This is a genomic window from Moraxella sp. CTOTU48268, from assembly GCF_032069585.1.
Lineage (GTDB): Bacteria > Pseudomonadota > Gammaproteobacteria > Pseudomonadales > Moraxellaceae > Faucicola > Faucicola cinerea.
Map to the genome: position 1 here is coordinate 63,711 of NZ_DAMALV010000006.1, position 22,409 is coordinate 86,119.

At 42.3% G+C, this 22,409-nt stretch carries 30 protein-coding genes; 1 reads left to right on the forward strand and 29 read right to left on the reverse strand.

Going from position 1 to position 22,409, the window contains the following annotated elements; genetic code table 11:
* Window positions 1–11 precede the first annotated feature (11 nt).
* From RT143_RS03415 to RT143_RS03455, 9 genes are all read right to left on the reverse strand, one after another.
* Window positions 12–590 (reverse strand): tail assembly protein, encoded by a 579-nt coding sequence (locus tag RT143_RS03415; protein WP_313091167.1) that lies wholly within the window; start codon window positions 588–590, stop codon window positions 12–14.
* Complete coding sequence (locus tag RT143_RS03420) at window positions 587–1,345, reverse strand: C40 family peptidase (RefSeq protein ID WP_313091170.1); 759 nt, start codon at window positions 1,343–1,345, stop codon at window positions 587–589. The genes RT143_RS03415 and RT143_RS03420 overlap by 4 nt, the downstream gene beginning before the upstream one ends.
* Window positions 1,346–1,399: 54 nt before the next feature.
* Window positions 1,400–1,735 (reverse strand): hypothetical protein, encoded by a 336-nt coding sequence (locus RT143_RS03425; protein ID WP_313091172.1) that lies wholly within the window; start codon window positions 1,733–1,735, stop codon window positions 1,400–1,402.
* A gap of 37 nt (window positions 1,736–1,772) precedes the next feature.
* Window positions 1,773–2,576 (reverse strand): phage minor tail protein L, encoded by an 804-nt coding sequence (locus RT143_RS03430; protein ID WP_313091173.1) that lies wholly within the window; start codon window positions 2,574–2,576, stop codon window positions 1,773–1,775.
* Window positions 2,569–3,417, reverse strand: coding sequence for a phage tail fiber protein (locus RT143_RS03435; RefSeq protein ID WP_313091174.1), 849 nt, complete (start codon window positions 3,415–3,417; stop codon window positions 2,569–2,571). The genes RT143_RS03430 and RT143_RS03435 overlap by 8 nt, the downstream gene beginning before the upstream one ends.
* A gap of 8 nt (window positions 3,418–3,425) precedes the next feature.
* Entirely contained in the window at window positions 3,426–3,761 is a 336-nt protein-coding gene (locus RT143_RS03440) for a phage tail protein (RefSeq protein WP_313091175.1), read from the reverse strand.
* On the reverse strand, window positions 3,758–8,269 hold the full coding sequence (locus RT143_RS03445) for a tape measure protein (RefSeq protein WP_313091176.1): 4,512 nt from the start codon (window positions 8,267–8,269) through the stop codon (window positions 3,758–3,760). The genes RT143_RS03440 and RT143_RS03445 overlap by 4 nt, the downstream gene beginning before the upstream one ends.
* A 65-nt stretch (window positions 8,270–8,334) precedes the next feature.
* The gene (locus RT143_RS03450) at window positions 8,335–8,601 is read right to left on the reverse strand and encodes a hypothetical protein (RefSeq protein ID WP_160002184.1); all 267 of its coding nucleotides are present in this window, start codon (window positions 8,599–8,601) and stop codon (window positions 8,335–8,337) included.
* 18 nt (window positions 8,602–8,619) lie between these two features.
* On the reverse strand, window positions 8,620–9,438 hold the full coding sequence (locus RT143_RS03455) for a KilA-N domain-containing protein (protein WP_313091178.1): 819 nt from the start codon (window positions 9,436–9,438) through the stop codon (window positions 8,620–8,622).
* A 166-nt stretch (window positions 9,439–9,604) separates the two neighbouring features.
* Here RT143_RS03455 and RT143_RS03460 point away from each other — a divergent pair, with 166 nt between their 5' ends.
* On the forward strand, window positions 9,605–9,886 hold the full coding sequence (locus tag RT143_RS03460) for a toxin-antitoxin system HicB family antitoxin (protein ID WP_313091180.1): 282 nt from the start codon (window positions 9,605–9,607) through the stop codon (window positions 9,884–9,886).
* 12 nt (window positions 9,887–9,898) lie between these two features.
* On the opposite strand, the gene RT143_RS03465 is transcribed toward RT143_RS03460, so the two are convergent.
* From RT143_RS03465 to RT143_RS03560, 20 genes are all read right to left on the reverse strand, one after another.
* Entirely contained in the window at window positions 9,899–10,231 is a 333-nt protein-coding gene (locus RT143_RS03465; protein ID WP_313091182.1) for a hypothetical protein, read from the reverse strand.
* 57 nt (window positions 10,232–10,288) lie between these two features.
* A complete protein-coding gene (locus tag RT143_RS03470; protein WP_313091184.1) occupies window positions 10,289–10,573 on the reverse strand; it encodes a hypothetical protein in 285 nt (94 codons plus the stop codon).
* Between the two features lie 20 nt (window positions 10,574–10,593).
* Window positions 10,594–11,097, reverse strand: coding sequence for a hypothetical protein (locus tag RT143_RS03475; RefSeq protein WP_313091187.1), 504 nt, complete (start codon window positions 11,095–11,097; stop codon window positions 10,594–10,596).
* A 9-nt stretch (window positions 11,098–11,106) separates the two neighbouring features.
* Window positions 11,107–12,027: a phage tail tube protein gene (locus RT143_RS03480; protein ID WP_313091189.1), complete on the reverse strand. Its 921-nt coding sequence runs from the start codon at window positions 12,025–12,027 to the stop codon at window positions 11,107–11,109.
* Between the two features lie 98 nt (window positions 12,028–12,125).
* Window positions 12,126–12,563 carry a hypothetical protein gene (locus RT143_RS03485; protein WP_313091191.1) on the reverse strand — a complete coding sequence of 146 codons (438 nt, stop codon included), beginning with the start codon at window positions 12,561–12,563 and terminating at the stop codon, window positions 12,126–12,128.
* Between the two features lie 44 nt (window positions 12,564–12,607).
* On the reverse strand, window positions 12,608–13,612 hold the full coding sequence (locus tag RT143_RS03490) for a GIY-YIG nuclease family protein (RefSeq protein ID WP_313091193.1): 1,005 nt from the start codon (window positions 13,610–13,612) through the stop codon (window positions 12,608–12,610).
* 87 nt (window positions 13,613–13,699) lie between these two features.
* Window positions 13,700–14,053, reverse strand: coding sequence for a hypothetical protein (locus tag RT143_RS03495; protein WP_313091194.1), 354 nt, complete (start codon window positions 14,051–14,053; stop codon window positions 13,700–13,702).
* Window positions 14,050–14,466, reverse strand: a complete 417-nt coding sequence (locus RT143_RS03500) for a glutamate 5-kinase (protein ID WP_313091197.1) — start codon at window positions 14,464–14,466, stop codon at window positions 14,050–14,052. Before RT143_RS03500 ends, RT143_RS03495 begins: the two co-directional genes overlap by 4 nt.
* A gap of 65 nt (window positions 14,467–14,531) precedes the next feature.
* Entirely contained in the window at window positions 14,532–14,807 is a 276-nt protein-coding gene (locus tag RT143_RS03505; RefSeq protein ID WP_313091199.1) for a hypothetical protein, read from the reverse strand.
* A gap of 1 nt (window position 14,808) precedes the next feature.
* Window positions 14,809–15,339 (reverse strand): phage antirepressor N-terminal domain-containing protein, encoded by a 531-nt coding sequence (locus tag RT143_RS12300; RefSeq protein WP_409519684.1) that lies wholly within the window; start codon window positions 15,337–15,339, stop codon window positions 14,809–14,811.
* Between the two features lie 226 nt (window positions 15,340–15,565).
* Window positions 15,566–15,916, reverse strand: coding sequence for a DUF4054 domain-containing protein (locus RT143_RS03515; protein WP_313091202.1), 351 nt, complete (start codon window positions 15,914–15,916; stop codon window positions 15,566–15,568).
* Window positions 15,917–15,918: 2 nt separating this feature from the next.
* Entirely contained in the window at window positions 15,919–16,104 is a 186-nt protein-coding gene (locus RT143_RS03520) for a hypothetical protein (protein ID WP_313091203.1), read from the reverse strand.
* Between the two features lies 1 nt (window position 16,105).
* On the reverse strand, window positions 16,106–17,020 hold the full coding sequence (locus RT143_RS03525; protein WP_313091204.1) for a DUF2184 domain-containing protein: 915 nt from the start codon (window positions 17,018–17,020) through the stop codon (window positions 16,106–16,108).
* A 13-nt stretch (window positions 17,021–17,033) separates the two neighbouring features.
* Entirely contained in the window at window positions 17,034–17,465 is a 432-nt protein-coding gene (locus tag RT143_RS03530) for a structural cement protein Gp24 (RefSeq protein WP_313091205.1), read from the reverse strand.
* Window positions 17,465–18,562, reverse strand: coding sequence for a DUF2213 domain-containing protein (locus RT143_RS03535; protein WP_313091207.1), 1,098 nt, complete (start codon window positions 18,560–18,562; stop codon window positions 17,465–17,467). The genes RT143_RS03530 and RT143_RS03535 overlap by 1 nt, the downstream gene beginning before the upstream one ends.
* 252 nt (window positions 18,563–18,814) lie before the next feature.
* Entirely contained in the window at window positions 18,815–19,366 is a 552-nt protein-coding gene (locus RT143_RS03540) for a hypothetical protein (protein WP_313091209.1), read from the reverse strand.
* 31 nt (window positions 19,367–19,397) lie between these two features.
* Window positions 19,398–19,604: a hypothetical protein gene (locus tag RT143_RS03545; protein WP_313091211.1), complete on the reverse strand. Its 207-nt coding sequence runs from the start codon at window positions 19,602–19,604 to the stop codon at window positions 19,398–19,400.
* On the reverse strand, window positions 19,604–19,855 hold the full coding sequence (locus RT143_RS03550; RefSeq protein ID WP_313091214.1) for a hypothetical protein: 252 nt from the start codon (window positions 19,853–19,855) through the stop codon (window positions 19,604–19,606). Before RT143_RS03550 ends, RT143_RS03545 begins: the two co-directional genes overlap by 1 nt.
* A 205-nt stretch (window positions 19,856–20,060) precedes the next feature.
* Window positions 20,061–20,825: a phage head morphogenesis protein gene (locus tag RT143_RS03555; protein ID WP_313091216.1), complete on the reverse strand. Its 765-nt coding sequence runs from the start codon at window positions 20,823–20,825 to the stop codon at window positions 20,061–20,063.
* Window positions 20,826–21,063: 238 nt separating this feature from the next.
* Complete coding sequence (locus RT143_RS03560; RefSeq protein ID WP_313091217.1) at window positions 21,064–22,404, reverse strand: DUF1073 domain-containing protein; 1,341 nt, start codon at window positions 22,402–22,404, stop codon at window positions 21,064–21,066.
* Window positions 22,405–22,409: the final 5 nt, after the last annotated feature.

Consider the following 22,409-nt stretch of genomic DNA (forward strand, 5'->3'; position numbering starts at 1 on the left):
CTTTTTTATCCTTACATTGCATCTTCTGCGTAAATACCGCCTGAGGCGTAAAAACCGCCAATCTCGCGCTCACCATAGAGTATTGGCACTGGGTTGCCTTGTGATACGGTAGTGACCGCACTACCAAACCCTTTATTTGCTTTATTGCCGTCAGGGTCTTGATTGCTCATATCAACCGTTGGCATGAATAACCCTGCCACACCACCTACAAACATCCCAATCCCTGCGCCGATGAGTGCTGCACCTGTTGCTGTCGTTGCGCCAAACGTAAACGCGCCCACACCAACCAATACCGCACCTGCTACCACTTGCAGCCAGTTAAAAGCATTGCCACCACTACCCACAATGCGCGGCACAATATGGATAACATCGGTGTCGGTGATATTATCAATGTCATTTGCGCTGATATTTTTACGCCCTAAAAACACCGCAAACTTTAAACCAAGCTTGTCACTCTCTAGCATAAAGCGTTTAAATTCTGCGTTTTGACAGGCAATCGCATGGGTGGCTTCACGCGCGGTTTGCACGTCAAGCTTAAAGAACTGTCCGAATCTCTTAGCCAAGATTCCGTGAAGCTTAATAGTTTTCACAAATAATCCTTATATCGTAAATACACGACAGCACGTTTAGCCCACATTTCGCCCCAAACTTCACGCACCGATAGGCGACCGTAAGGGTGATGCAAGATGATATTGTCACCCACTACACTAGGCGTTTGCTCGCTGGTAAGCTGCCCGTCACCTAGATAGATGACTGCATGGTTAACGTGCTCAGTACGCCCAACACGGCATAAAATCGCATCATGTTTTTGTAGGGGTGTGATAGTAGGGTCAATCTCAATAAAGCCCTCATTTTTAAAATTATCAAGATACAGGCTAGGATTGTCTTTTAACTCCCACCATAAATCATCACGTACATAATCACTAAGTCCAATACCGCATTCGCGATGATAATAATCGCGGCACAAACTATAGCAATCTTGTAGTCCATGATAATACTCTCGTCCTAGCAATGGGGCTGTGTAGTCAGTAGGTTGATGGATAGCAAAATCGCCTTGTGGGTAACCGACAATCACCCACGGTAAGCCGTGTAATGCCATTTGCGCCTTATCGACTTCGCTAGCCGTGCTTGAGCCATCGGGGTGGCTATGCACAATAGCGGTAATCTCGCCTTGCTCACTGGCTGCTACATAGTCCTGTGGGTTGATAGCAAACTGGCTATCAAGGGTAGATTGATTGGTGCAGGGGATATAGTTACCGCCGACAATCAAGCCGCAACACTCTCGCGGATATTCGGACTCTGCGTGGTTTAATATCGCTGTCTTGAGTTTTTTAGTAAGTTTCATTTTTCGCCCATAAAAAAACCACCAATGACGGTGGTTTATGAGTTGATTTGTTTGCTAACGCGATAAATATAAATCAAAAGCTTGATGTATTGCATCGTAAACTTTACCGATATTTCTACAAGCTAAATGCTCTTCCAATGTTAGACTGCCTATGACGATTTGCGGTTTTTCGTACTGCAAACCCAGTACCTTAGCGTTGTAATCACAGATTTCGGTTATATTAGCTAAATGCTCACTAAGTTGTACATCGTTTTTGCTAAAGTCAGTTTGTATTAACTTGATGTTGTCAGTATTGCTTGTTTTAGCGATTGTTAAAAAAATATCATTAATCGCCTTGTCAGCAGATGGTAGGGTGCTATTTAAATCAAAATTTTTAAATTCAGCTTTCATCATTACCTCCTTTTAATTGTTTTGATTATTATACCACTTAACTCAAACTACTGCTTGGGAAGCCGCCAAACGGCAATGGATTGTTTTCACCAAATCTGATTTTACAGGATTGGATTGTGCCGCCACATTTATCCATTTCGGGATTGTCTGTAAGTTCATTTTTTTCGGTGAACATTGCCGCACCCATATAGCCACATTCTTCGCCACGATAGCGCCCAGTGACGCACCAGTGACAATAGTTAGTAATCTCTCGGCAGGGGATTTTTGCGCCTTCAAAATCGACAGGGTTAGACAATTCAAACGATACTTGACTGTGATTTTCGGATGTTTTTTGCTCAACAAACCAAATCTGCTGTTTATACTCGTTTGCCGCCGATGGATTGCCATTGACAAAATTAGCCGCATCAAGATACTTGGCTAGGGTGGTGATAACCGTCAGTTTTGCCCCTGCAAAATCATTAAAATGCAGACACAGCGCAGACACAGCGCCATTGATACCGTTAATCGTATTTGATAATACTAGATTTGGTGTACTGGCTTTGCCATCGCCACGCAGCTCAAGTCCGTCAGACTGTATCGCAATCGGCGAGTACACTTGCCCCTGCCAAATAATATCGCGCTTAATCTCTTTATCCGTGCTGCTGATATCGTAGTCATGCCCTGCTAATTGATTGTTGTCAATCAAACTGCTATCGCCTGCATAGTCTAAGATACGCGCCCAATCTTCCCAAGTGATATGTCCGTGCCAATAAAAAACGCCACCGCCTAAGCGCGTGGCATCTAATTGATACAGTGTGACAATACCTGCGACACTGAGCTTTTGAAAATCTGAATTAAGCATCTAGGATAGCCGTTTCATAGTTATTAAAAGGTTTGATGTCTGTCTGTGGTAAAGCTTGCAAACGTAAGTCAATCCAACGAGTAGATGGGATGTCACGGGGTTTTGCGGTGTTCGCAATAATATCGCCTGTTTCAGGGTCAAATGTCTTAGCGTATGTTTTGACGCTGATATCATTATTGTCTAGCTGCTCATAGACAACTGCGACAAGTACATTACCGTTTGCGTCTTTTGGCATCTCGATATACCAGCCCTCTTGAGCAAAACCTGTCGAGCCTTTTACAAGATAGTCGCCAACGCCTAGTTTTTCAAACGTGATTGGTTGCTCGCTGGCTTCATCATTTAACTCAATTTTGTCAGCATACAGACTAATGATAGGCGAAGCATTTTTAATAAAACCGTTTGGGTCGACCGAAGTGTTTTTTGTTGTTCTAAATCCGTAGCTATTAATAACTCTTTGGTCTGATGGTTTCCTGCTATCGTCTAACGTAATGTAAACAGGGTCTTGACCAAAGGCGGTAAACCCGATAAAGTTTTTCTTTTCGCCGTAGGCAATGCTTATACCAGCTGGATAACCAAACTCCTCACTAAAAATAATCATTTGATTCGCTGCTAACTCATCGTTAGTTGCGTTTTTATACGGATTGGGATTGCTAAAAAAAAACCCTTTGCCGAAACCAAACGCCCCCACTTCCATGACGTTGCCCGCTGCCGTGCCTACTAAACGGCTGGCTGCATTGGCACTATCAGCAAAGTTATCATCAATTTTTTTAAATGCACTACGATTAGTATCACCGCCTGTACCGCTCGGTGCTGTGCCTAAGTTAATTCTTTGTATTGCCATGATTACTCCTAAATAAAGGCTTGCTCAAGATTAAAAGAGATTTTCCAAACATCGCCACCGATTTTCTGACGGCTGACTTCACCGACAAGACGCACAGTAAAACCCTGCTCGGTTTTAATCGGCTGAAAATAAAAAGGCTCAACCGCTTGAGTTGAGCCTAGAAAGTTGTAAATATCGTCTATGGTGGATTTATAGCTTTGTTTTGAGCATTGCCATGTTTTGCGCTTGTTGTTAATCCCAAAACTAGACACTTGCTCGTAACCATCGCCAAATTGCACTTTATTGACGCTGTAAGCTGTGTTCTCGCTACTGCTTGCGTCAATATCCCATGTAAATGTTTTCATCGTCTAGTACCTGCCAATAGCCCACCCTGTCTTTGATGTTTAATAATTCGACTATCGATTAATGCAACGATAGAATCGCCTAATTCTTTACCCATCTGAGCGTTGCTTTGCACATCGCTTGAGCCGTCTGCATTGACTACGACATTGACGGATACGTTGTTGTTGCCGATACTTGCGCCCTTGTTCATGGCGTTAAGATTATCAACGCCGATACGCTTAGTGGCTGCCGCATTTAACACATACTCTTTGCCATGCACCACGCCAGCGATATCATTCACACCCATGTTGCCAGTGTAACCGCCTGTGCTAAAGCCTTTGCCCATAGCCCCTGCAATACCTTGACCCAAGATAATGCCAGCAGAAGCATAACCACTTGCCCTTACTAGGGTTGCCATAGGAATACCAAATAATGCACCGCCTTGAGCCAATGCCTTTGTTGCTGCTTCTTCCGTGTTAACAATCGCTTGTGCGGCTGCAATGGTTTTTTGCACAAAGAAAAACGCCCTTGCTGCGGCTGATTGCTTGCCGTAAGCATTGGTGATGATATCGGTCATCTGACCCCATACGCCGCCAACCATATCTAACCCTTGACTCCAAATAGATAGGCGTTCGCTCATAACATTGCGTTCGGCTTCTAAGATAGACTCATTAGACTGGCGTACCGCTTCCTCATACGCTCGCTGAAAATCAATCATAGTTTGACTATGTAACTCACCCCTTGCCTCTAAATCAGCGTAATTTTTGTCATAGATGCGTAGGATTTCAGCCGCGTTATACATCGCTTCTTGGTACTGACCTTCTGCACCTTTGCCAAAATATAGCGGTCTATCAAGGTTTTCAGGCTGATTTTTGAATAAGCCTAAAACATCTTTGCGGTTTTGGTAGTCAGCAGCCGCATTTTGTGCGTTCTGCATCTCAGGCGTAGCATTGCTCTTGGCAATCAAATCTTTTTTGATTTTCAAGGTCTGCTCAAGGTAGGCGATATCTGCCATATTAAACTTTTGCAGGTCTAATAGCTGCTGTTGGTAATTTAGCCTATCAATATCAAGTGCAAGTTGTTTTTGCTCTTTATACGATGCTATATACTCATCTTTAAGCTCGTCATTGCCATTCATAGCCGCTTGGATTTTTTCATCCCACTCATCAGCAATTAACTCGCTAGATGTTTTGCGAAATGCCCAAATTTTTCCAAGTTCGTATTTGTTAGCGATATCATTCAGACGGATTTTTTCTTTCGTGCCAACATCTAACGCTTCAAGTTCAGCTTTGCGCTGCTCTCTTGACTTGCTTTCATCAGCTTGAATAGTCAGCCTTTGTAAGGTAGCTTCATCAAGGATTTGGCTTTTCTTGGTTTTATGCACCCCCATTAATTCATCAAGTTTTTGACGATTGGTTTCACTAGACAAAAGACGGTCAAACTCTGCTTCTTCGGTTAAGCGTTTTTTCTCATCTTCAAGTGCTTGACCGCTAAAACCTTTGCTAGGTAAATCAGCAATAGCTTTATTAAGCTGCGCATTAATCTTAGCCTCGCCTGTGGCGATACTTGCAATGTATTCTTCACGCGCTTTATCTAAGGCGGCTTGATTTTTGGCTAGGTCAGTCTCAACCTTGCCAACATCTTGCAAATTAATGCCGTTAGGGAAATAGTTTTTGATATGCGGCTGAAAAGCCCTAGCTGTTACTGCTTCACCTTTGGCAACATAACCATCGCGGTTAGCATCCCAAACACGGTTAAGGTAGTAAGCATCGACACGCTTGCCTTGCTTGTTGTATTTTGGATTTCCATCACGATAGCCATAGCCTGCAACCGCATCATAAATATCACCTAATCCACTGCCTTGACCGATGCCGCGACCTTTTAGGTACTGAACAACATATTTCATTTGTTCATTTGCACCCAAAGCGGCAAATTGATTTCTTGAATAGCCGTAAGCAGTATATTTGTCCGCCATAAACTGAATTAACCCAGTAGCTGATGAGTTTGGATTTTTTGCAGCAGGACTAAATGTACCCCTTGTCTCGAAAGAAATCACGGCTGCTAAGTCATTAGGTCTGATTTTTAAGTCAGCAGCAGCCCATTGAATAGCGTCCGCAATCTCCCCTTTTAACAAATCATGCGCTTTTTTCTTTTTGTCATTGATATCACTACTACTAGGCGGCTTTGCGTTAGGGTCAATCGGGGCGTACATACTTTGTGGAATACCACCTGTAGCAATTTCTTTTTGTCTTACCTGTCCCGATAGCGGCATAATAAAATTATCTTGCCACCATTTTTGACCTGCGCTATTAACATCAGCATAGGATTGGTCAGCAGAGAGATTATTAAACGTATCGTATCGTTTGTGCTGTACGTTATTTCCTAATTTCTTTTGAATCCATTCCTCAGCAGTCATCAACGCATTACCCATGCGCTTTAATGTATCTTCAATGCCGTTAAAAATGAATTTAAAGAAACCGCCTAAAGTAGATACAGCGGCAATGACAGCCGTACCAACAAACTCAACGAACCCTAAAAAGCCTTTTTGTGTTCTGCTATAGAAGCCAAAATACGACTGCTCGTTTTTCATATTGTCAGTGCTAATCGTTTTGACAAGGTTGTTACTTGCAAACGTAGCATTGGCAATGAATTTATCATGGTCAGTTGTGGCATTGGTGAACATATCTTTATAGGACTTGCCTATATCGTCATTGTTTTGAGCCACTACGCCTTGTAGTGAGTTGAGACCGTCACCGATAAGATTAAAAATGCCAGTCCAACCATCGGTTATCATGTGGATTAAATCGCCCATGATAACGCTAGTGGTGTTAATCACGTCATCCAAACCATAGAACGCGCTTGACACCGCCAAAATGATGGTCGCCATGCGTACAAATGGGTTAGCATTAGCCACAAAGTTGAATAAAGCCATTGATTTTGTGGCAATATCAATTTTGCTTGCAAAACCAATAAATGCCAAGCCGCCTGCAATGGTCATGCCTTTAATAATCGTATCAAAGTTTTTGCCAATGCCGTATATCATCGAGGCAATAGTTTGACTTGCGCCACCTGTACCATTCATGATTTTATCAATGAATAACTTATACTCATTATTAGCAACGGTGAATGCTTGGCTCATTGTCATTGGCATTTGAGATGCTAATTTCTCTAACTCTGGTCGCGCCTTCTCAACGGCTTTTACCATCACTTCTCCAGTGATTTTGCCTTCTGCGCCTAGTTTTTTTAACTGACCTGTAGTCACCCCCATTTCAGCAGAAATATATTTAAGCAAAGATGGCACGGCTAAGGCGATAATGCGAAACTCTTGCCCTTGTAGTTTTCCTGCGCCCATTGCTTGCGACCATTGGTACAATGCAGAGTTTTGTTCAGTGATTGTTCGACCACTGGTGCGCATAGCAAGGCTCATATTGTCGGTAAATCTAAGCACATCTTTTTGAGATGCACCCATGCTTGCCATAGCTAAGGCATTACGATGGTAGATGTCAGTTGTTGTTTTAATATCAGTGTAGTTTGTATTAGCAATTCTATGAACCTCTTTTTCAACCGCTAGGCGTTCCTCTGTGGACTTCGTGACAATGCGAACTTGGTTGTCAAGCGTTTGCATAGCATCAGCGGTTTTTAGCACACTTAATGCCGCCATGCCAAACAACCCGCCAGTCATCAAGGTTTGCAGACGCATTAATGTCGCCTCTAATCCTTGAGCATTGCGCTGAAACAAACTTGTTGATGCAGCCGCACGATTAGCACTACTCGCTGCTGCATTGTTTAATGGCGGTAAGTTACGCAAATTGGCATTTAAACCGTTTAAAGTTGTACCAAGCCCTGCAAGGCGCGTCTGCAAGTTATTTAGCACGTTACCAAGATTACCGATTGACGCATTGACAGACGCATTGGCAGTAGCAAGCCCTGTTAAGTTAGTGCGTGTAGCGGTAAGTGTTGTATTGAGGCGCAAGGCTGCCGCATCAGCTTTATTCGCGGCTGTGGTAAAGCTATTAAGTGTGCCATTGACCGCTTTAAACTCAGCGTTTAATGCTGCTACATTAGGGTTAAGCTGCTTAATGGCATTGTTTAGGTTATTAACACCATTGCTGCCATTTGCCCCATTCATGCTATTTAGCACGGTAGCAATCGACTGTCCGCTTTGGTTAAAACGCGCCATTGCTGCTTGTGCGGTATTTAAGCTATTACCAACGCCACGCATTGCCGCTTGAAACGTAGTAGCGGCTGTCGCTGCGCCTGTTAGTGTGCTTTTGGCATAGACAAGCGCGTCCCCCATCTCTTTTGTGGTGGTTTTCACCATGTTTGCAGACGCGGCTAATGCATTAAAATCAGACTTTGTGACGTTGATTGATGCGGTCAATGCAGCAAATGGGTTATTGCTGCCCAAGTTACGCATCATGTTAGCAATGGAATTACCTTGATTTTCTAACCGCTCTAACGCTTGATTAAGGTTTTTAATGTTCAATTCAGCGTTTCGGGTATCAATAACAATGCTTAAGCCGCTTGCCATATCACTTTCCTTTAGATAATAAAAAACCCCAATCTTTCGACTGAGGTTTTGTAGCTTGTTTATGATTAAGAGAAGTAAACTTGATGAAAACTATATTTTTCTAATTGGCTCTTTCTAAAACTGCCATTTACCCACTTCCCATTATGAGAAAGCCTCAACATTTTATCGTTGTTACCAACGCGGTAAAGCGCGCCATGTGAGTAATAAATAGGAAAATCAGCGTTCTTAATTACATCTACTTGATTCGCATAAATTTGCACTGTGCGACCATCAACCCTAAATTCGAGAATAGACTTAGGGTTTTTGCATTTAGACAAGTCTAATAAATTCATATTTACCATCCTTTAACATCATGCTATAAAGCCAGTAAATTGATGCTCAATGCTTTTAAATGCGCTTAGTTGCGTTGCTGTATTCTTTCGCACCAAGCCAGCAAAATAATCCAAGTCATTGATTATGTGCTGTAATTTGTTAAGCAACTCATAGTTTTCATTGGTTTTATTTTCACCCAATAAATACATGGCTTGAATATGCTCAATATTTACGGCTTTTTGGGTTTTTGATGCTTTAACCGCCACAATAAACAGGCTGTGAATATAAGCAATCGCTTGTTTAACTTGCTCTTTGGTTAATTGGTCAACACTTTCAATATTAAATTGTTGGTGTACCATTTTCCAAACATTGCTATAAATTGCGCCTGTTTCATCGACTAAGCGATTAACTGCTTCAACCAACGGCTTTCTATCCGCTACGCTTGATAGCGTGTCAATTTGTGGCTGTGTTGGTTGCAGTTTGCCATTAGCAAAGGCATCAAACACACGAATGACTGCTAAAGCAAATTTTGGGCTAATCCACATTGCATAGCGATAAACGATTTCTTTACAGGCAAAAGCACCTTGTTTTGCCTTTCCAAAATTACCTTTTACCACCCGCAACACGCTATTTTCAACTGATGTGCGAATTTGCACATCACTTTTTTCACTCTGCAAATTTGCAGAGCTTAATTTTTCATCAATGATTTCTGCGACCAAATCTTTTGTTTCTTGGTTGCGTAAAAAGAAAGTTGGACGATGTTTTTCAAGTCCGCCACTTGCTTTATGTAAATCATTCAAACAGTAAAGATTGTCCACTTGGTGGATTTCATGGTTTAAAACTGTTAAACTTGACATAGAATATTCTCCAATATGTCGGTGATTGTTCCAAGCCCTTTGCAAAACTTCCTACGGCAATGCAAGGGGCTTTTTATTGGGTTTTAATGTACCTAAAATAAATACATTGACGTTATTATAGGTACACGCTACAATACTGTCAATATTTATTTTTGGAGTATTTAAAATGACTTTACAAAAAGATTGGGCAAAAACCCAAGTCAGATTACCACCCGATTTACACCCCGACATCAAAGAATATGCAAAAAATAACGACCTCTCTATGAATGCTGCCATTGTTCAGCTATTAAGAAAGGGTTTAAAGCTGCAAGACACCAACATCAACGAAATGGATATATTTATGCGCCATTTAAAAAATCTTGTTACTGGAATGCCAGTAGATGAAACATCAACTTTACTTGCTAATATGGTTAATTCTTGGATTGAAAATAAAAAACCCACTGCTTGAGTGGGTTTGTTTTCACTTTATCTCTTGATTGCACATTAAATAATATTTAGCAACAAAGTCATCTATGGTTCGCTGCTTGAAAGTATCTGTAGTATATTGCGGCTGCTTATAAGCGTCTAAAATCATAGCTTTCATCAACGTATATCCAGCTTTATACTTGGTGCTTTTGTACGTATCCTCATTACTTTCTAAAAGAGAAATCATTGACTCGCCATTTTGCCTATCTGTCATTACACTTTCAGCGCCTTTGGCAATGCTTAAGCATAAATCTGCTTTATCCCTGACTTTAGCATTTGCGTTAACAGCCATTCCTAAGCAGATAGTAATAGCAATTAGCCTTTTCATATCCATAACCTTTGTTTGTAAAATTCTTACTATAAATCAAACAAAGTTGCCATGATGTTAATTTGTGTTATCCTCGCTTGCCTTTTCTGCCTTCTCACTGGCTTCGGATAAATAAATATCATCAATGGCAAACACACAAGCGTCTAGCACGTCACGCTCAATCAGAACAGGGTGTGCGGTCAATACATGACTGATATCACGCACACTTAGCGGCAATGGTGAAACTGCCATACCGCTTAGATAACCGCGCCCGCGATTCGCTAGGTAAAAGGTATTAATCACGGCATGGATATCATAGCTGGTTGGCGGCTCATTAGGCACATCAAGCCCAATATGCGCCATGACTTCACGTTCAAAGTCGGTTAGACTGCCGTATTCTTTTTCCCACTGGTAACGCTCGATGGCTTTTTTTTAGTAGCTTCGATGTTATCCGCGATTGATTTTGCCACTTCACTGGCTGACTTAAAAATCCAATCAAAGATAGACTCTTTTTCGCCATTTTTGAGCGTTGCAAGGCTATCTTCGGGGATATTAGCAATCACTTGAAATAGATTGTCCGCATTGATATCTAGCTTATCGCCATTCTCGTCCACCGCGTTCCAGTCATCAATCAAAAATTCAGCAATCGCATGGGCTGTTGCTTGTCCGCGTGTTAAGGTATCATCACTGATTGATGTGATTAACGCGCTAGTCAATGGCTTTTCGCTCTCTTTTTCAAAGCTAATACCGATGGCATCCCACGCTTTTTGAAAGTTTGGGGTAAAAATAGACTTGAGTGTTAACTCAAGCCCCGATTCATGGGTAAATTTTTGTGACTTGGTTTTATTTAAGTCCAAAAAGTTATTTTTCTTTACTAAAAAAGCCATGCGCTATCCTTATGGTTTTAATGTACGAGTAATGTATGGTGCGTCTGCTGCGGTATCAGCGATAACCGTGTACGAAATATCCGCATTGGTTAAATCTCTGCCGCCAGTCGGTAGGCTGCCACTGATTTGCGCCTTTGGAATTGTCAATACATAGCTTGAGCCATCGGGTGTATTGATAGTGGCTTCAATCGAAATAGGCGTACCTGTGATTTGATTGTTTAGGTAAGTCTGAGCAGTTGACGCATAAGCCAATGTCATTGAGCCTGTGATATCAGCCATCATTTCAAGCAAGTTTCGTGGATATAAACCACCGCCTAAGCATGGCACGCTATCAATATTATTCGTGATTTCAAAACTTAGGCTTTTAGCACACGCCACACCTTTGAGCGTAGAGCCATTAATTTTGATATCACCAACGGTAATACTTGACGCTTTTTGCGACATATTGGTGACTGCTGGCGTAACCGCATAAGCTGCCCTACCTTGCTCATATCCTTGACCTACAAAACCGAAGGTTGCACCAATAAAGCCTTGCTCTGGGATATCTAGTTTGAAGGTGTTTACACGCATACCTTTGAAATAGTGGTACTCGCCAACATCAGAAAAGCCTTTTTCGATAGCGAACATTTTTTGTACGTCACCACCAAAAATCAGCTTATTACCAGTCCAATCATTTCCTGCGGCTGCCGCCATCAAGTCATCAAATGCGCCTTTGGCAAATTCAACTTCGATGTCACCTTCAACACTCGCTTTGGTAGGGATACCTGCGGTTTTTAGGCGGCTTGCTGTGATTGTCTCGCTATCGGTTAGCTCGACCTTATGGTCTAAGTTTTCAGACTTATAAGGCAGGTTTTTCCAATTATCCTGTGGGACAATATCCACATCGCTCTGTTGAGCGATATTTAGGACAACACGGTTACCTCTTGACATAAGATTTTTACTCCATGAAAAAACCCCATCAAGGGGCGTTGATAAAAATTAGGCATTAAAAAACCACCGTAAAAGGTGGTTATTGGTTAAGTTAAAAATTAGTTTTCGTCATATTCAAATGGGATATAAACCCTTGCGACATAGGCTACGGTCTTTGTTGTGGATAACTGGCTATCACCGTCTAGCGGCTCAAAGCGTCCGTCTAAATAGGTTTTCCCCGCGTCACACCATAGCCCGCCTTTTTGGTAAAAACTAAACCATCGTTCAAGTTCATCCGCCAAACGGCTTATGGTTGCCGTTCCACTGTCCAAGGGTGCGTATAGCTCAATGACGATTGAGCCGCCGCGCCTTGTGCATGGCTCGCTGCCAATACTTGCAACATAGCGCAACACTGGGACAATCCTAAGTTTTGCGATAATCCCTGTTTCAGGCATAGCAGGGTCTTTTTGATTCGGATAAAACTTCGCGCTGTTGGGCAAGCCTTGAAAGTCTGCAAATCGCTTGCTTGCTAGTTGTCTGATTGTTTCTAGGCTCATAATTTTTCCATTAAAAAAGCCCGTCATTTCTGACAGGCTCTTAGTTATGCAATTAGCTGTAATTGTGGCGTATTCTCAAGGTCTTTCAGTAGCTTGATGACTGACTTAGGGATGTAGCTAAAACACTCGCTATAGCCTTGAAATTGTATCATTGGAATATATCTATAGTCACTCATTAGTCTATGTAATGTTTTTTCTAGGTCAAAAACACAAGACGGACTTCCAAATATTTCAAATAATACATCATACTCATAATTCCATACTGTTTTCTTGAACCTACGCTCAATGCCTTCACCCGTTATGCCTATCTTGTAAAATACTTCATCAAGATTTTTGGTGTAGCACTTAATTACGTAAACCAATGGTTTTCTATTATTGCCTTCGCAACTACTAATAAAATCAGTTCTACTAAAACCAAAGGAATTTATTGCTGAGCATTTTTGACAACCACCACCAGATAGGTGTACTTGTGCTGTGGTCTTTGTTTCGCCATGAATTGGGCAAATATAAGTAATCTGTTGGCGTTGATTTCTATAGGTCTGCACTGGATAATGAAATTTATTATTATGCACTTCTCTACATTTTGCAAAAAAGGTTTCTGCTGTCCATTTGGTAATCCCACTGCATTTAGAACAGCCATAACCTTTTAGATGGTTGTTAATGTTCTGCTCAAACCAACCGTGTGTTGGGCAAAATATATCTATCTTGCTTTTACTGCCTTTAAATTTGTCTTCTTTATACTGATATTTATGGTTATGAATCTTATTAGCTCGAGATATGAAATCACTAAAACTTTTTCTTTTTAGTTGCCCTACCCTTTCATAGCCACACTTAGGACAACCTTGACTATCTAAAGCGTTTGGCGTTTTAAGAAAAGAGCCATGTGTGCCGCATATCACTTCAACATTTGTCTTAGCATTCACATATATAGACTTTGAAAAGTCTAATGTTGGGTGTTTTTTTGCCATTTTTCTCAAAAAGGCTTTTTGAGTTAGCTTTCTTGTTGATTGCTTTTTGCAAGCAATAACGGTAAAATCTTGCTCAGTCATTATTGATACTCCAATATCATTGATGATTAGAAAGGCTTAGTTACTCCAATAACTAGGCTTTTCGTCTTTAATTATACCATAAAACCGCTAATAACCCCACTTTCTCGCTACTGCTGGCAGAGTTAATCTATAAAATCCTGTTCTTACGTCTTGTGTTGGTGCGTATGGCGTTAAATTTCTAAAATACACATCTTGTAGTGTTTTGATATCTTGAACTTGCATAAACATGAAGTTTCTTGCACCTGCACGACCTAAGAAAAAGTTATCATCAAATGATTCATCGGGTACAATCTGCGAAATATAGTTGTTTGACACCATGCGCGAAGTATCAACGCTCGCCCTACTAGCGATTGAATTAGCCATATCATGCGCTATTGCTCTTAGGTGCTCAACCGCCTGTTCTTCCACTTGTTTAGTGATATAAGATAAATCCCACGTCATTTTATGTTCTCTACCTCAGCACCTCGAAGCTGCACCGTATAAGCCACCTGTGCAGGGTCAACCGATACATTCATCACCCTAAGCGATTTTTCGCCTAGTTTATTGAAGGTGATAATATCGTCAACCTGTGGAATTTCGCCCACTTCTGCGACAAGGCAAGTTAACTTTGTGTCGGTTATGTTGATACCGTTGCTTAGTAACTCACTATCGCTAAAGCGTCCGAATACACCACGACCTTGATAGCTGATATCGCCTGTTGCGCCTGTCGGGTTGATATAGGTATCTGTCGCAGGGTCATAGACCCCACCATCACCGCCAAACCCTTTACGACTGCCAGTAAACGGCAATACGGCATCTTTTAGCGATTTGTCAAATGCTTGGCTGATAGCTTTGGTTGCGATTGCGTTTATCATGGTTTATCTCTAGGCGTTAAAAAACCCTAGTTTTTAGGCTAGGGTTTTTGTTTGTTTGCGGTCTGTTAGCTAAATGGGTCAAGTAGCCAGTTTAAATCATTGCCGCTGTTATTGATTGGTGATGTTATATCCGCATAATGACTAGGATTGTACTTGCCACTACCACCCATCCAAATGTACTCATCTAGCGTTTTTGGTTGCAATTCTATCCTATCTGTATATACATACTCTGTAATTACATTTGTGTATTGAGCAATGTAAGCCTTGCCATTTTGCCAAACTAGATAATCTTTGTTTTCATTACCCTTTGGCGGGTTTTTTACAGCATCTATCCATTCCATCTTACACCGCCTTAACTTCAATAAAGCTAAATGATAGCTGTAGTAAATTCTCAAGGCGTTTTAATTGTGGCTCAATCACACGCTTTTCTAGTTTGCGTTGGTTTAGTCCAAAACCGTGAAAACTGCCTTTATCTTTTGATAGCTTGTTTTTGTTAAACCATTCATTGTACTGCTCTTGCAAGCCGTTTTTATTCGTCCAGTACGCCCACAAAACATCATCACATTCATCTTGATAGACTTCAATTTTTTGCTTTAGTTCGGGCTTAACTTTGTTTGGGCTGATTGTATTTAACCACCCAAATAATTTACGAAGTGGCAAGCAAAGCATCTCTTGTAAATCGCCATTGGTAGGTATGGTCATCTTGACCATGCCCCATCTTTTAGCTGTTAGTTTTCTTTGCTGTGAACGCCAATCTAAACCCATGTTTTCTACAAGCGGCTTCATTGCCACATAGGGCTGTCCGTTGTATTCAACTAAGGTTAGTTTGTCTTGGTGGAAGTCCACCGATAATGATTTTTGAATTAAGTCCATAACTGGAACTCCTTTCTGTTTTTTCGATTAAGAAACCCAAAAGGGCATCAAGAGGTTCGAAACCGTCAGAAAGAACGGCGGATAGCTTTTACCTTTCGGCTGTTGTATGACTATCACCCTCTCGACATAAGAGAATATGTAAGAGTTTGCCGCATTTAAGGCATAAAAATACACATTGACGCTGTGTTACGCTTTCTGAATAGAGTTTCGACGCTCTTGCCGCCTATTATACTACAAAAATCCCCACACCTGTACTTTTTCGACCAATTAAAGCCAATAATAATTTGCCGTATTTTGTGCTATTTAGCCAATCACTCACGCTATCGCTGCCGCCTTGTGCAAAGAACTCAACCTCTACCGTATCGGCTTTGGTGCGCTTCACCTGTGGCTCTGTGGTATCTTCGCTAGTTTTATCAACGGTCAATAAGTGAGCCGTCATAAATGCCATAGCTAGGTCATACTGTGACGGCTTGATTTGATATGACTGCAACAAAACCTCGGCATCACTTAACGCCACTGTGATTGCCACGTCATCTACAAATTGTGGGTATCGAGCCTTAAATAATGCCAAGTCCATAGTTACGCCTTATCTTCAGTTTTTGCAGTGGTGCGAGAAGTGGCTTTTTCAATCAAGCCAGCGTCTAGCCATGCCGCTACTACATGGTGCTTTTCGTCAAACTCTTTTACTTCGACTGTTTCACCCTTTGCTAAAACCTCGCCAGTTGGCAAGGTTAATGTTGATTGTGATAGGTTGGTGATTTTCATATTACACCCCATCCATATATCGTACGGCTGCTTTGTTGCGGATTTCAGTACCCGATAGACGGAACACACCAGGAACAACAAAGTTCAACGCGCCAGTCTGATAAACAGGCAAGAAACGATGCGGCATTGGGATATGCAATTTCACCACGGTAGGATTGCGGCTATAAGCTACTGCACGGTCAACACCACCAGCACCTGCCCCGTTTAGGCGGTCAAATGCGCGAATAACTAGCGGCTTGCCTGTGGTTGCTGAATAGATATTGTACTTTTGCACAAAGTCTAGTAGCGTGCCTTCTTTGTTAGTCAGTGGCGTGCTTGCTAGGTAAGTGAATTGGTCAAACGGTAACAACACGGTATCAGATACAAAACGGTAAGCTGTGCCTGTTGCTGTGCCGCCGATTAGCTTGTTAAACATCTGCAAGATTTGCGACTCGTTGGCGGTTGCAAATGTCGCTGTTGCTGCGTCAATCGCCACGCCATCAGCATTCAACAAACCTTTTTTGCCTTTGCTTGCATCACCTACAAACGCCACTTCATCAACAAACTGTTCATAGGCTTGACGTGCTGCAATGGCATCATCATTTGGCAAGTTGACACCATACGCCATGCTTGCGTGCAGTTCTTCATAGCCATAGCCATAGCCGATACCCGCCATAAACACGGTTGATTGGTCTTTGCTATAGCTGTTACCTGCCAGTGGGATATCATCAGCATTGCCGTTAATCCAGTCAGCTTTGCCGTATGATTCTTGGCTGCGATATTCGATAGTTTTAGTCCACTCTGGTGCAGACGTATCGACAGGAATAAGGCTAGGGTAAAGGATTTCGGGAAAAACAGTCTCATTGACTTCTCTTTCCACATACTTGCGTGCGTTCTCGACAAACGCTAACGCGGTTGCTGCGTCATACATTTTCATAGGTCATTGCCCCTTATTTGATATGGATTTGAGCAAGTCCGCCAGTAGCCGCGCTTGTTTCATAGCGAGCATTAGCGATTTTTACACCTGCTTTGTTAAATTTAGCGGTTGCAAGGTCAACGGCAACGTCATCACCTGCCTTCACATCTTCAGTGACTTGTACCCAAATAGTGCCTTTAATTAATACGCGAGCAGATTCATACTGGGCAAATTTGCCATTGATTAAATCGCCTGCGGTGCGGTCAAGTACAGTCACACCTAAGATTTTAGTATCGCCTGTGGTGGCTAGACGGATGCCTTTATCATTTACGCCTTGCACAACTGCCAAACCAAAACCAATGCCTGCTGCTGTTTCAACATTGCGGCTCACGATGTCTTTGTTTTCGGTGGTAGCGATTGCACCCGCTACACCTGCATCCATCTCTTGCTTGTAAGTAGTAGCCATTAGTTGCCCCCTTTGTACGCATTAGCAATGCGTTTTTCATAATCAGATTGTCCGTTGTCCTGCATTGTGACAGGTGCGCTCACTGTGCCGCGCATGGCATCAGCAAATGTGTCTTTCGGCTTAATGTCTTTAGCCAAGATGTCAAAACTTGCATCGACATACGCTTGTGGCTTGTCTTTGATGTCCACGCCTTTTGCAGATACCGCCAGTGCCTTAATCTCGGCATCAGACTTGCCGCTATAGTCCGCATCATGGATAGCCTTAGCCTTAGTGATTAACTCACTACGAGCCGCAACTTTTGCGTCAATGTCAGCATCGGTAAGCTGTTTTGCTTTTAGCGCGTCAATCTCGGCATCTTTAGCCGCTAGTTGTGCGTCTTTTTCAGCAATCACTTTGTCGGCTGCTACTTGAGCATCACGAGTAAGCTTTTCGGCTGCTGCCTTGTCTGCTTGTAGCTTTTCGATAGCTAAAGCCCCGTTATCGGTTGTTTCGATTGGTAAACCGTCCACCATTACAGTACGTGTTGCCACTGGTTTCTCTCCTGTGTTGTTGTTCGGGGACGTATCACCCCATAGTGCATCGCCTATGCGACACGTTGACCCTGCCCGCCCTTTATCGACAATGGCAAGGTGATTGATTCGGATATTCTTTTGTTTAGCTTGGTAGTGTTCGCCCTGTGGCGTTACACCGTCCACCCATTCAAGTTCTGCCGTGTAGCCCATGCTGATTTCACGTTTGCCATTTTGTACGGCTTTAATCGTATCAGCGTCCATCAATGTAACTGGTACTTTGATATGCTCACCATCACGCAATACACCCTCACCGATTGACCCTACGGCAAACTGTTTCCAGTTGTCTGCCTTGACTTCTACAGGTGGGTGATTGTCGGTCACTGGCTTGCCTACAAATGACGCTAGGCTATCGAGTGCAAATACTTCGCTCTCGTCACGATAGACATTAATCAAGCCATTACCGCCACCGATTTCGCTGCCGTGATAGACTTGTACGCCTGTGCGTGCTACCGATACAGTACCTACTAGATAGCCGTCACTGGTAAGCCGTGTATTGGCTAGTGTTGTGTTGTCTGTAAATTGCATTTAGTTACCTATTGGGTTACTAACAAATTATGCTTGCACACCGGGCAATCAATAGCTAAAACCATTTCGCCTCTATCGTTAAATGGCCGCGCCTCATGTTTTTCAAACTCAAAAATAGTTTTGCATCGATGGCATTTAGCTTGATAGATTTTGTTTTGTGGTAATTCGCCACGCTTAATGATTTTCATAAAATTTACCCATTAAAAAAGCCCTAGCGGTTAGGCTAAGGCTCTTTGTGTTTTTGATTAAGTTTTAACTGTTTAAAATTCGTCCATGATAGCTATCAATAGCTTTTTGCAATGCTAAGACTGGGTTTTTATCAACGCCAATTAAAATATTTTGCTTATCTGCTAATGCTTTAAGCTTGTCATAAGCAAATATTGCGTCCATATCGCCACCTTGCAAATCACTGACCAATTCAAAGATAACATCATTAGCGTTTGGGTCAACAACTGCAACAAAAACATGACCGTGGTTAAACTGATTATACCTATCCCAACCGATAGCAATATCACAGTATGGCAAGTGTTCTTCTAGTGTTTTTGCAAATTCACTAGGTTTACTACCCTGCAAATAGCGAATAAAATCGGGTGAAGCTACAATGCTGTTATCAATGCAATGCTTTTCGTACAAGCTGCCAATCATAGCTACTTCACAGTCTGATAGAGTTTTGCCGCTGTAAATATAATCATCCAATGCGCGAAAATTCTCAAAGTTATTAACTTTCGCAATGTACTCCCACACATGAAAATAAAATTCGCCCATGAAGCGCGGTATTGGATTGTTTAAATCAAGTGATTGCATAGCAAAATCCTTGTTAGTTTTTGCCATTATATCATAGCTTGATTTCATGCTTTCGCTTGCCTTCAAGACGCTCACGCATTTCTTTGTGTCGCTGCTCCATTTCGTCCCATTCTTTATCGAATTTCTTAAAGAATTTAAAGAGAACCACGAACATGATAATAGCCGTGATGACTGCAAAAACAATAATCACTAAGTAAGCGTAACCGACTGCTGTTGCGATGTTGATTAAAGAATCCATTAGAGTACCTTTAAGTGACTTGGTTTATCTACAGGCTCGCTAAGAAATTGCGTGTAATCAGCCAATGACATTTCAGTAACGCTAAGAATAAACACTTGATTTATTTTTGGATTGTTTTCTTTAACCCAATTTGAAAATTTATATTGATAAATATATTCGCCGCTAGTTGTTAGAACTTGGCTTGCTATATTTGCCGAACCGTCAAACTGAGTTGTGGTATAACCAACTAGAAAATATCGGGTGCTGCTCATAACTTCCATCCTTCATTTATGGCTTTTGCTCTATTAATCAGAAACTCATGCCGCTGCTGTCGGCTTAAACCTTTTGGCATTTTTACCCTATCAGCCGCTAACGCCTTGTCCATGCGCTTTTTATCTATGCGTATGTTGCAGCAATGCATATCGTTTAGAAAGTCCTTGATATCATCTGCCTTACAATCGCCTGTATATCCGCCTATCATAACACCGCCTTTGCTCTACATCTGCACCGTATCGGCTGCCCTGGGGGAAGTCCACGCTCTGCGCCTGTAGGCTTACCCCACTCATAGATTTTACCGTTGAGCCTTTGGTGCAGTGGTCTCACCCTGTTATCTTGCTTTGATACCCACTTATACCGCTTGATGCCTGCCTGTTCTTGCCTGTAGCGGTTTAAATCGGCTGTTAGCTTTATCGTTTGGTCTTGTGCGATTAAATCAGCCCTAGCAGCTTGCCCGCCTAGTATCTGCTCAATATCGGCTTTTAACTCTGCCATGCTCTTTTTGTTGACGCTGGCATTGATGACCGACTGCACAATCTTTTGCCTTGTATCATCAGCAAGGTTAGTGATGAGTGACGCATTGCGCTCAATCATAGCGGTTTTGATATCGTCCATGTTAGCGATATGCACTATTGGTTTAACGTCTGCGCCTGTCGCTGTCTTGACGCTTTGAGCAAATTTATCGGTGTGCCAGTCGGTCTCACTATGCACAAAACCAGCTACCCAGTTTATCGCATTGTCTGCCGCTTGCTTAACTTTAGCCGTAAAGCGTCCCAGCAAGTCCGTAATGCCGTCTGCAATATATAGGCGGTAGATAGGTAGCACATCGTCAATGACCGCCTGTTTAATGCTTACAATGAGCCTACGCATGACCTTTTGATATGCTCGCTCACTCGATAGGCGTTCAGCGATAAAAGGTAATTCGATATCGCTTGCCCCTGTGAGTTTGGATAGGTCGTAGTTCATAGTCTATCTCTAAGCAATAAAAAACCGTCTAGTAGTTAGCTAGACGGTTTGTGTTTTAATTATGGCCAAAAGTGCGTTGGCATGGGAATCGAACCCATCTAAGACTGACCGTTACCAAAGGAATGAATGGAATCGAACCATCACATAGCCAGTATGTTGTCACCAGTGTAAACATTGTCCTACACAATGAAAGATAAAACCGTTAAGCACTTAGTAATATCTTTTTTAGTAGCCTTTATTATACCGTGTTTGCGGTAGGCTCGCTATTACTTTCTGTCGGATTGTCTAAACTTAAATCACTCTCTAGCTGCCCATTAGACGCATCTATCACATCGCCTAAGTTCGGTAGCACGTTGTCATTAACTAGCTTGTTAATCATAGCCTCACGTATTTCCTGTGGCTCAAACAAGCCTTCGCTAGTAAGATTGCTCGCCATCTCTGACAGGATTTTACCAGTTTCTGCTATCTCTTTAGCATTAGCCTGTTCTAGCGGCTGCCATGAGTAGCTAATGTTATCGGGTTTATGCCCCAATGCTGACCGTATTAAACACTCATCAAGTATCTGCAAGGCTGGCTGTATCTCAAGCGTTTGTACGGCTTTGATATCATCATAGTAGTTTGCCAGTAGGTCGCTACCGTCTGATAAGCCCTTGTTTGCTTGCCCCAAGAATTTGTTAGCAGGTATGCCTTGAGACGCACCCACATAGACGATAAAGCGGTCTAAGATATCAGATAAGCCGTTAAAACTTGCTGAATTGCGGATAAATTCTTCTGCGCTATCCATCACTAAATCGCCTGTAATGCCTTTTGATGCACTTGCCAGCGTTAGCCGTTTTTGGATTTTGCTTTCCTGTTCGGGGTCGCCTAATTTGTCGAATAAATCGGGGATTTTAAATACATTGATATTGGCTTCAAAAATCAGACTTGCAATGTTGTGACCTGTGCTATCAGCGTTACGCATCCAGTTATATGCTGCTTGTAGTACACTATCGCCCCAACCGCGTGATGCCCCACTATATGCCCATTCATCAAGCCGTTGCTCTCCGTAAAATAGCACAAATCGGCTCGGATGGATTTTGAGCATATGCCCATTACTCATAATCTCGTAGTATTTGGGCTTGCCGAAGTATGGGCTTAATACGTCATCGTCTAATTCGCCCGCCACCAATGCAGTACGTGGGAATACGATAAGGTAAGATAGCCCATCTTTTTTTATCTTGCTTGCATCAAGCGGCTGTAGTAAATCTTGGTCTTTAGTGCCAATGTATAACCCTGCACCGCCTAATGCGCGGCTTGCTATGATTGTTTGTAGCAACTTTTGCTTAATGCTTAACTTGTCCTCGTACTGCTCGAGCGCGTTTAAGCTATCGTTATCTGTCTGCCACACCCGCCAGTTTTTGATAGCGTCCATCGCAGGCACTTCAACCAATCGTTTCGCTACCCATGAGTTACGATAAGCATTGGTTAATTGCTCGTCTGTTAACTCAACATAGCTGTAAGTTGTGCTTGCTAACTTGTCGCGCTGTGCGTTGCCCATACCGCTAACTAGCGATGTAAGGCTGTCAGTGGTATAAATCATGGTTT

Coding starts and splice junctions, on each gene's coding strand:
- RT143_RS03420 (WP_313091170.1), bottom strand. CDS start 1,345: ATGAAACTTACTAAAAAACTCAAGACAGCGATATTAAACCACGCAGAG.
- RT143_RS03425 (WP_313091172.1), bottom strand. CDS start 1,735: ATGAAAGCTGAATTTAAAAATTTTGATTTAAATAGCACCCTACCATCT.
- RT143_RS03430 (WP_313091173.1), bottom strand. CDS start 2,576: ATGCTTAATTCAGATTTTCAAAAGCTCAGTGTCGCAGGTATTGTCACA.
- RT143_RS03435 (WP_313091174.1), bottom strand. CDS start 3,417: ATGGCAATACAAAGAATTAACTTAGGCACAGCACCGAGCGGTACAGGC.
- RT143_RS03440 (WP_313091175.1), bottom strand. CDS start 3,761: ATGAAAACATTTACATGGGATATTGACGCAAGCAGTAGCGAGAACACA.
- RT143_RS03445 (WP_313091176.1), bottom strand. CDS start 8,269: ATGGCAAGCGGCTTAAGCATTGTTATTGATACCCGAAACGCTGAATTG.
- RT143_RS03450 (WP_160002184.1), bottom strand. CDS start 8,601: ATGAATTTATTAGACTTGTCTAAATGCAAAAACCCTAAGTCTATTCTC.
- RT143_RS03455 (WP_313091178.1), bottom strand. CDS start 9,438: ATGTCAAGTTTAACAGTTTTAAACCATGAAATCCACCAAGTGGACAAT.
- RT143_RS03460 (WP_313091180.1), top strand. CDS start 9,605: ATGACTTTACAAAAAGATTGGGCAAAAACCCAAGTCAGATTACCACCC.
- RT143_RS03465 (WP_313091182.1), bottom strand. CDS start 10,231: ATGAAAAGGCTAATTGCTATTACTATCTGCTTAGGAATGGCTGTTAAC.
- RT143_RS03470 (WP_313091184.1), bottom strand. CDS start 10,573: ATGGCGCATATTGGGCTTGATGTGCCTAATGAGCCGCCAACCAGCTAT.
- RT143_RS03475 (WP_313091187.1), bottom strand. CDS start 11,097: ATGGCTTTTTTAGTAAAGAAAAATAACTTTTTGGACTTAAATAAAACC.
- RT143_RS03480 (WP_313091189.1), bottom strand. CDS start 12,027: ATGTCAAGAGGTAACCGTGTTGTCCTAAATATCGCTCAACAGAGCGAT.
- RT143_RS03485 (WP_313091191.1), bottom strand. CDS start 12,563: ATGAGCCTAGAAACAATCAGACAACTAGCAAGCAAGCGATTTGCAGAC.
- RT143_RS03490 (WP_313091193.1), bottom strand. CDS start 13,612: ATGACTGAGCAAGATTTTACCGTTATTGCTTGCAAAAAGCAATCAACA.
- RT143_RS03495 (WP_313091194.1), bottom strand. CDS start 14,053: ATGACGTGGGATTTATCTTATATCACTAAACAAGTGGAAGAACAGGCG.
- RT143_RS03500 (WP_313091197.1), bottom strand. CDS start 14,466: ATGATAAACGCAATCGCAACCAAAGCTATCAGCCAAGCATTTGACAAA.
- RT143_RS03505 (WP_313091199.1), bottom strand. CDS start 14,807: ATGGAATGGATAGATGCTGTAAAAAACCCGCCAAAGGGTAATGAAAAC.
- RT143_RS12300 (WP_409519684.1), bottom strand. CDS start 15,339: ATGGACTTAATTCAAAAATCATTATCGGTGGACTTCCACCAAGACAAA.
- RT143_RS03515 (WP_313091202.1), bottom strand. CDS start 15,916: ATGGACTTGGCATTATTTAAGGCTCGATACCCACAATTTGTAGATGAC.
- RT143_RS03520 (WP_313091203.1), bottom strand. CDS start 16,104: ATGAAAATCACCAACCTATCACAATCAACATTAACCTTGCCAACTGGC.
- RT143_RS03525 (WP_313091204.1), bottom strand. CDS start 17,020: ATGAAAATGTATGACGCAGCAACCGCGTTAGCGTTTGTCGAGAACGCA.
- RT143_RS03530 (WP_313091205.1), bottom strand. CDS start 17,465: ATGGCTACTACTTACAAGCAAGAGATGGATGCAGGTGTAGCGGGTGCA.
- RT143_RS03535 (WP_313091207.1), bottom strand. CDS start 18,562: ATGCAATTTACAGACAACACAACACTAGCCAATACACGGCTTACCAGT.
- RT143_RS03540 (WP_313091209.1), bottom strand. CDS start 19,366: ATGCAATCACTTGATTTAAACAATCCAATACCGCGCTTCATGGGCGAA.
- RT143_RS03545 (WP_313091211.1), bottom strand. CDS start 19,604: ATGGATTCTTTAATCAACATCGCAACAGCAGTCGGTTACGCTTACTTA.
- RT143_RS03550 (WP_313091214.1), bottom strand. CDS start 19,855: ATGAGCAGCACCCGATATTTTCTAGTTGGTTATACCACAACTCAGTTT.
- RT143_RS03555 (WP_313091216.1), bottom strand. CDS start 20,825: ATGAACTACGACCTATCCAAACTCACAGGGGCAAGCGATATCGAATTA.
- RT143_RS03560 (WP_313091217.1), bottom strand. CDS start 22,404: ATGATTTATACCACTGACAGCCTTACATCGCTAGTTAGCGGTATGGGC.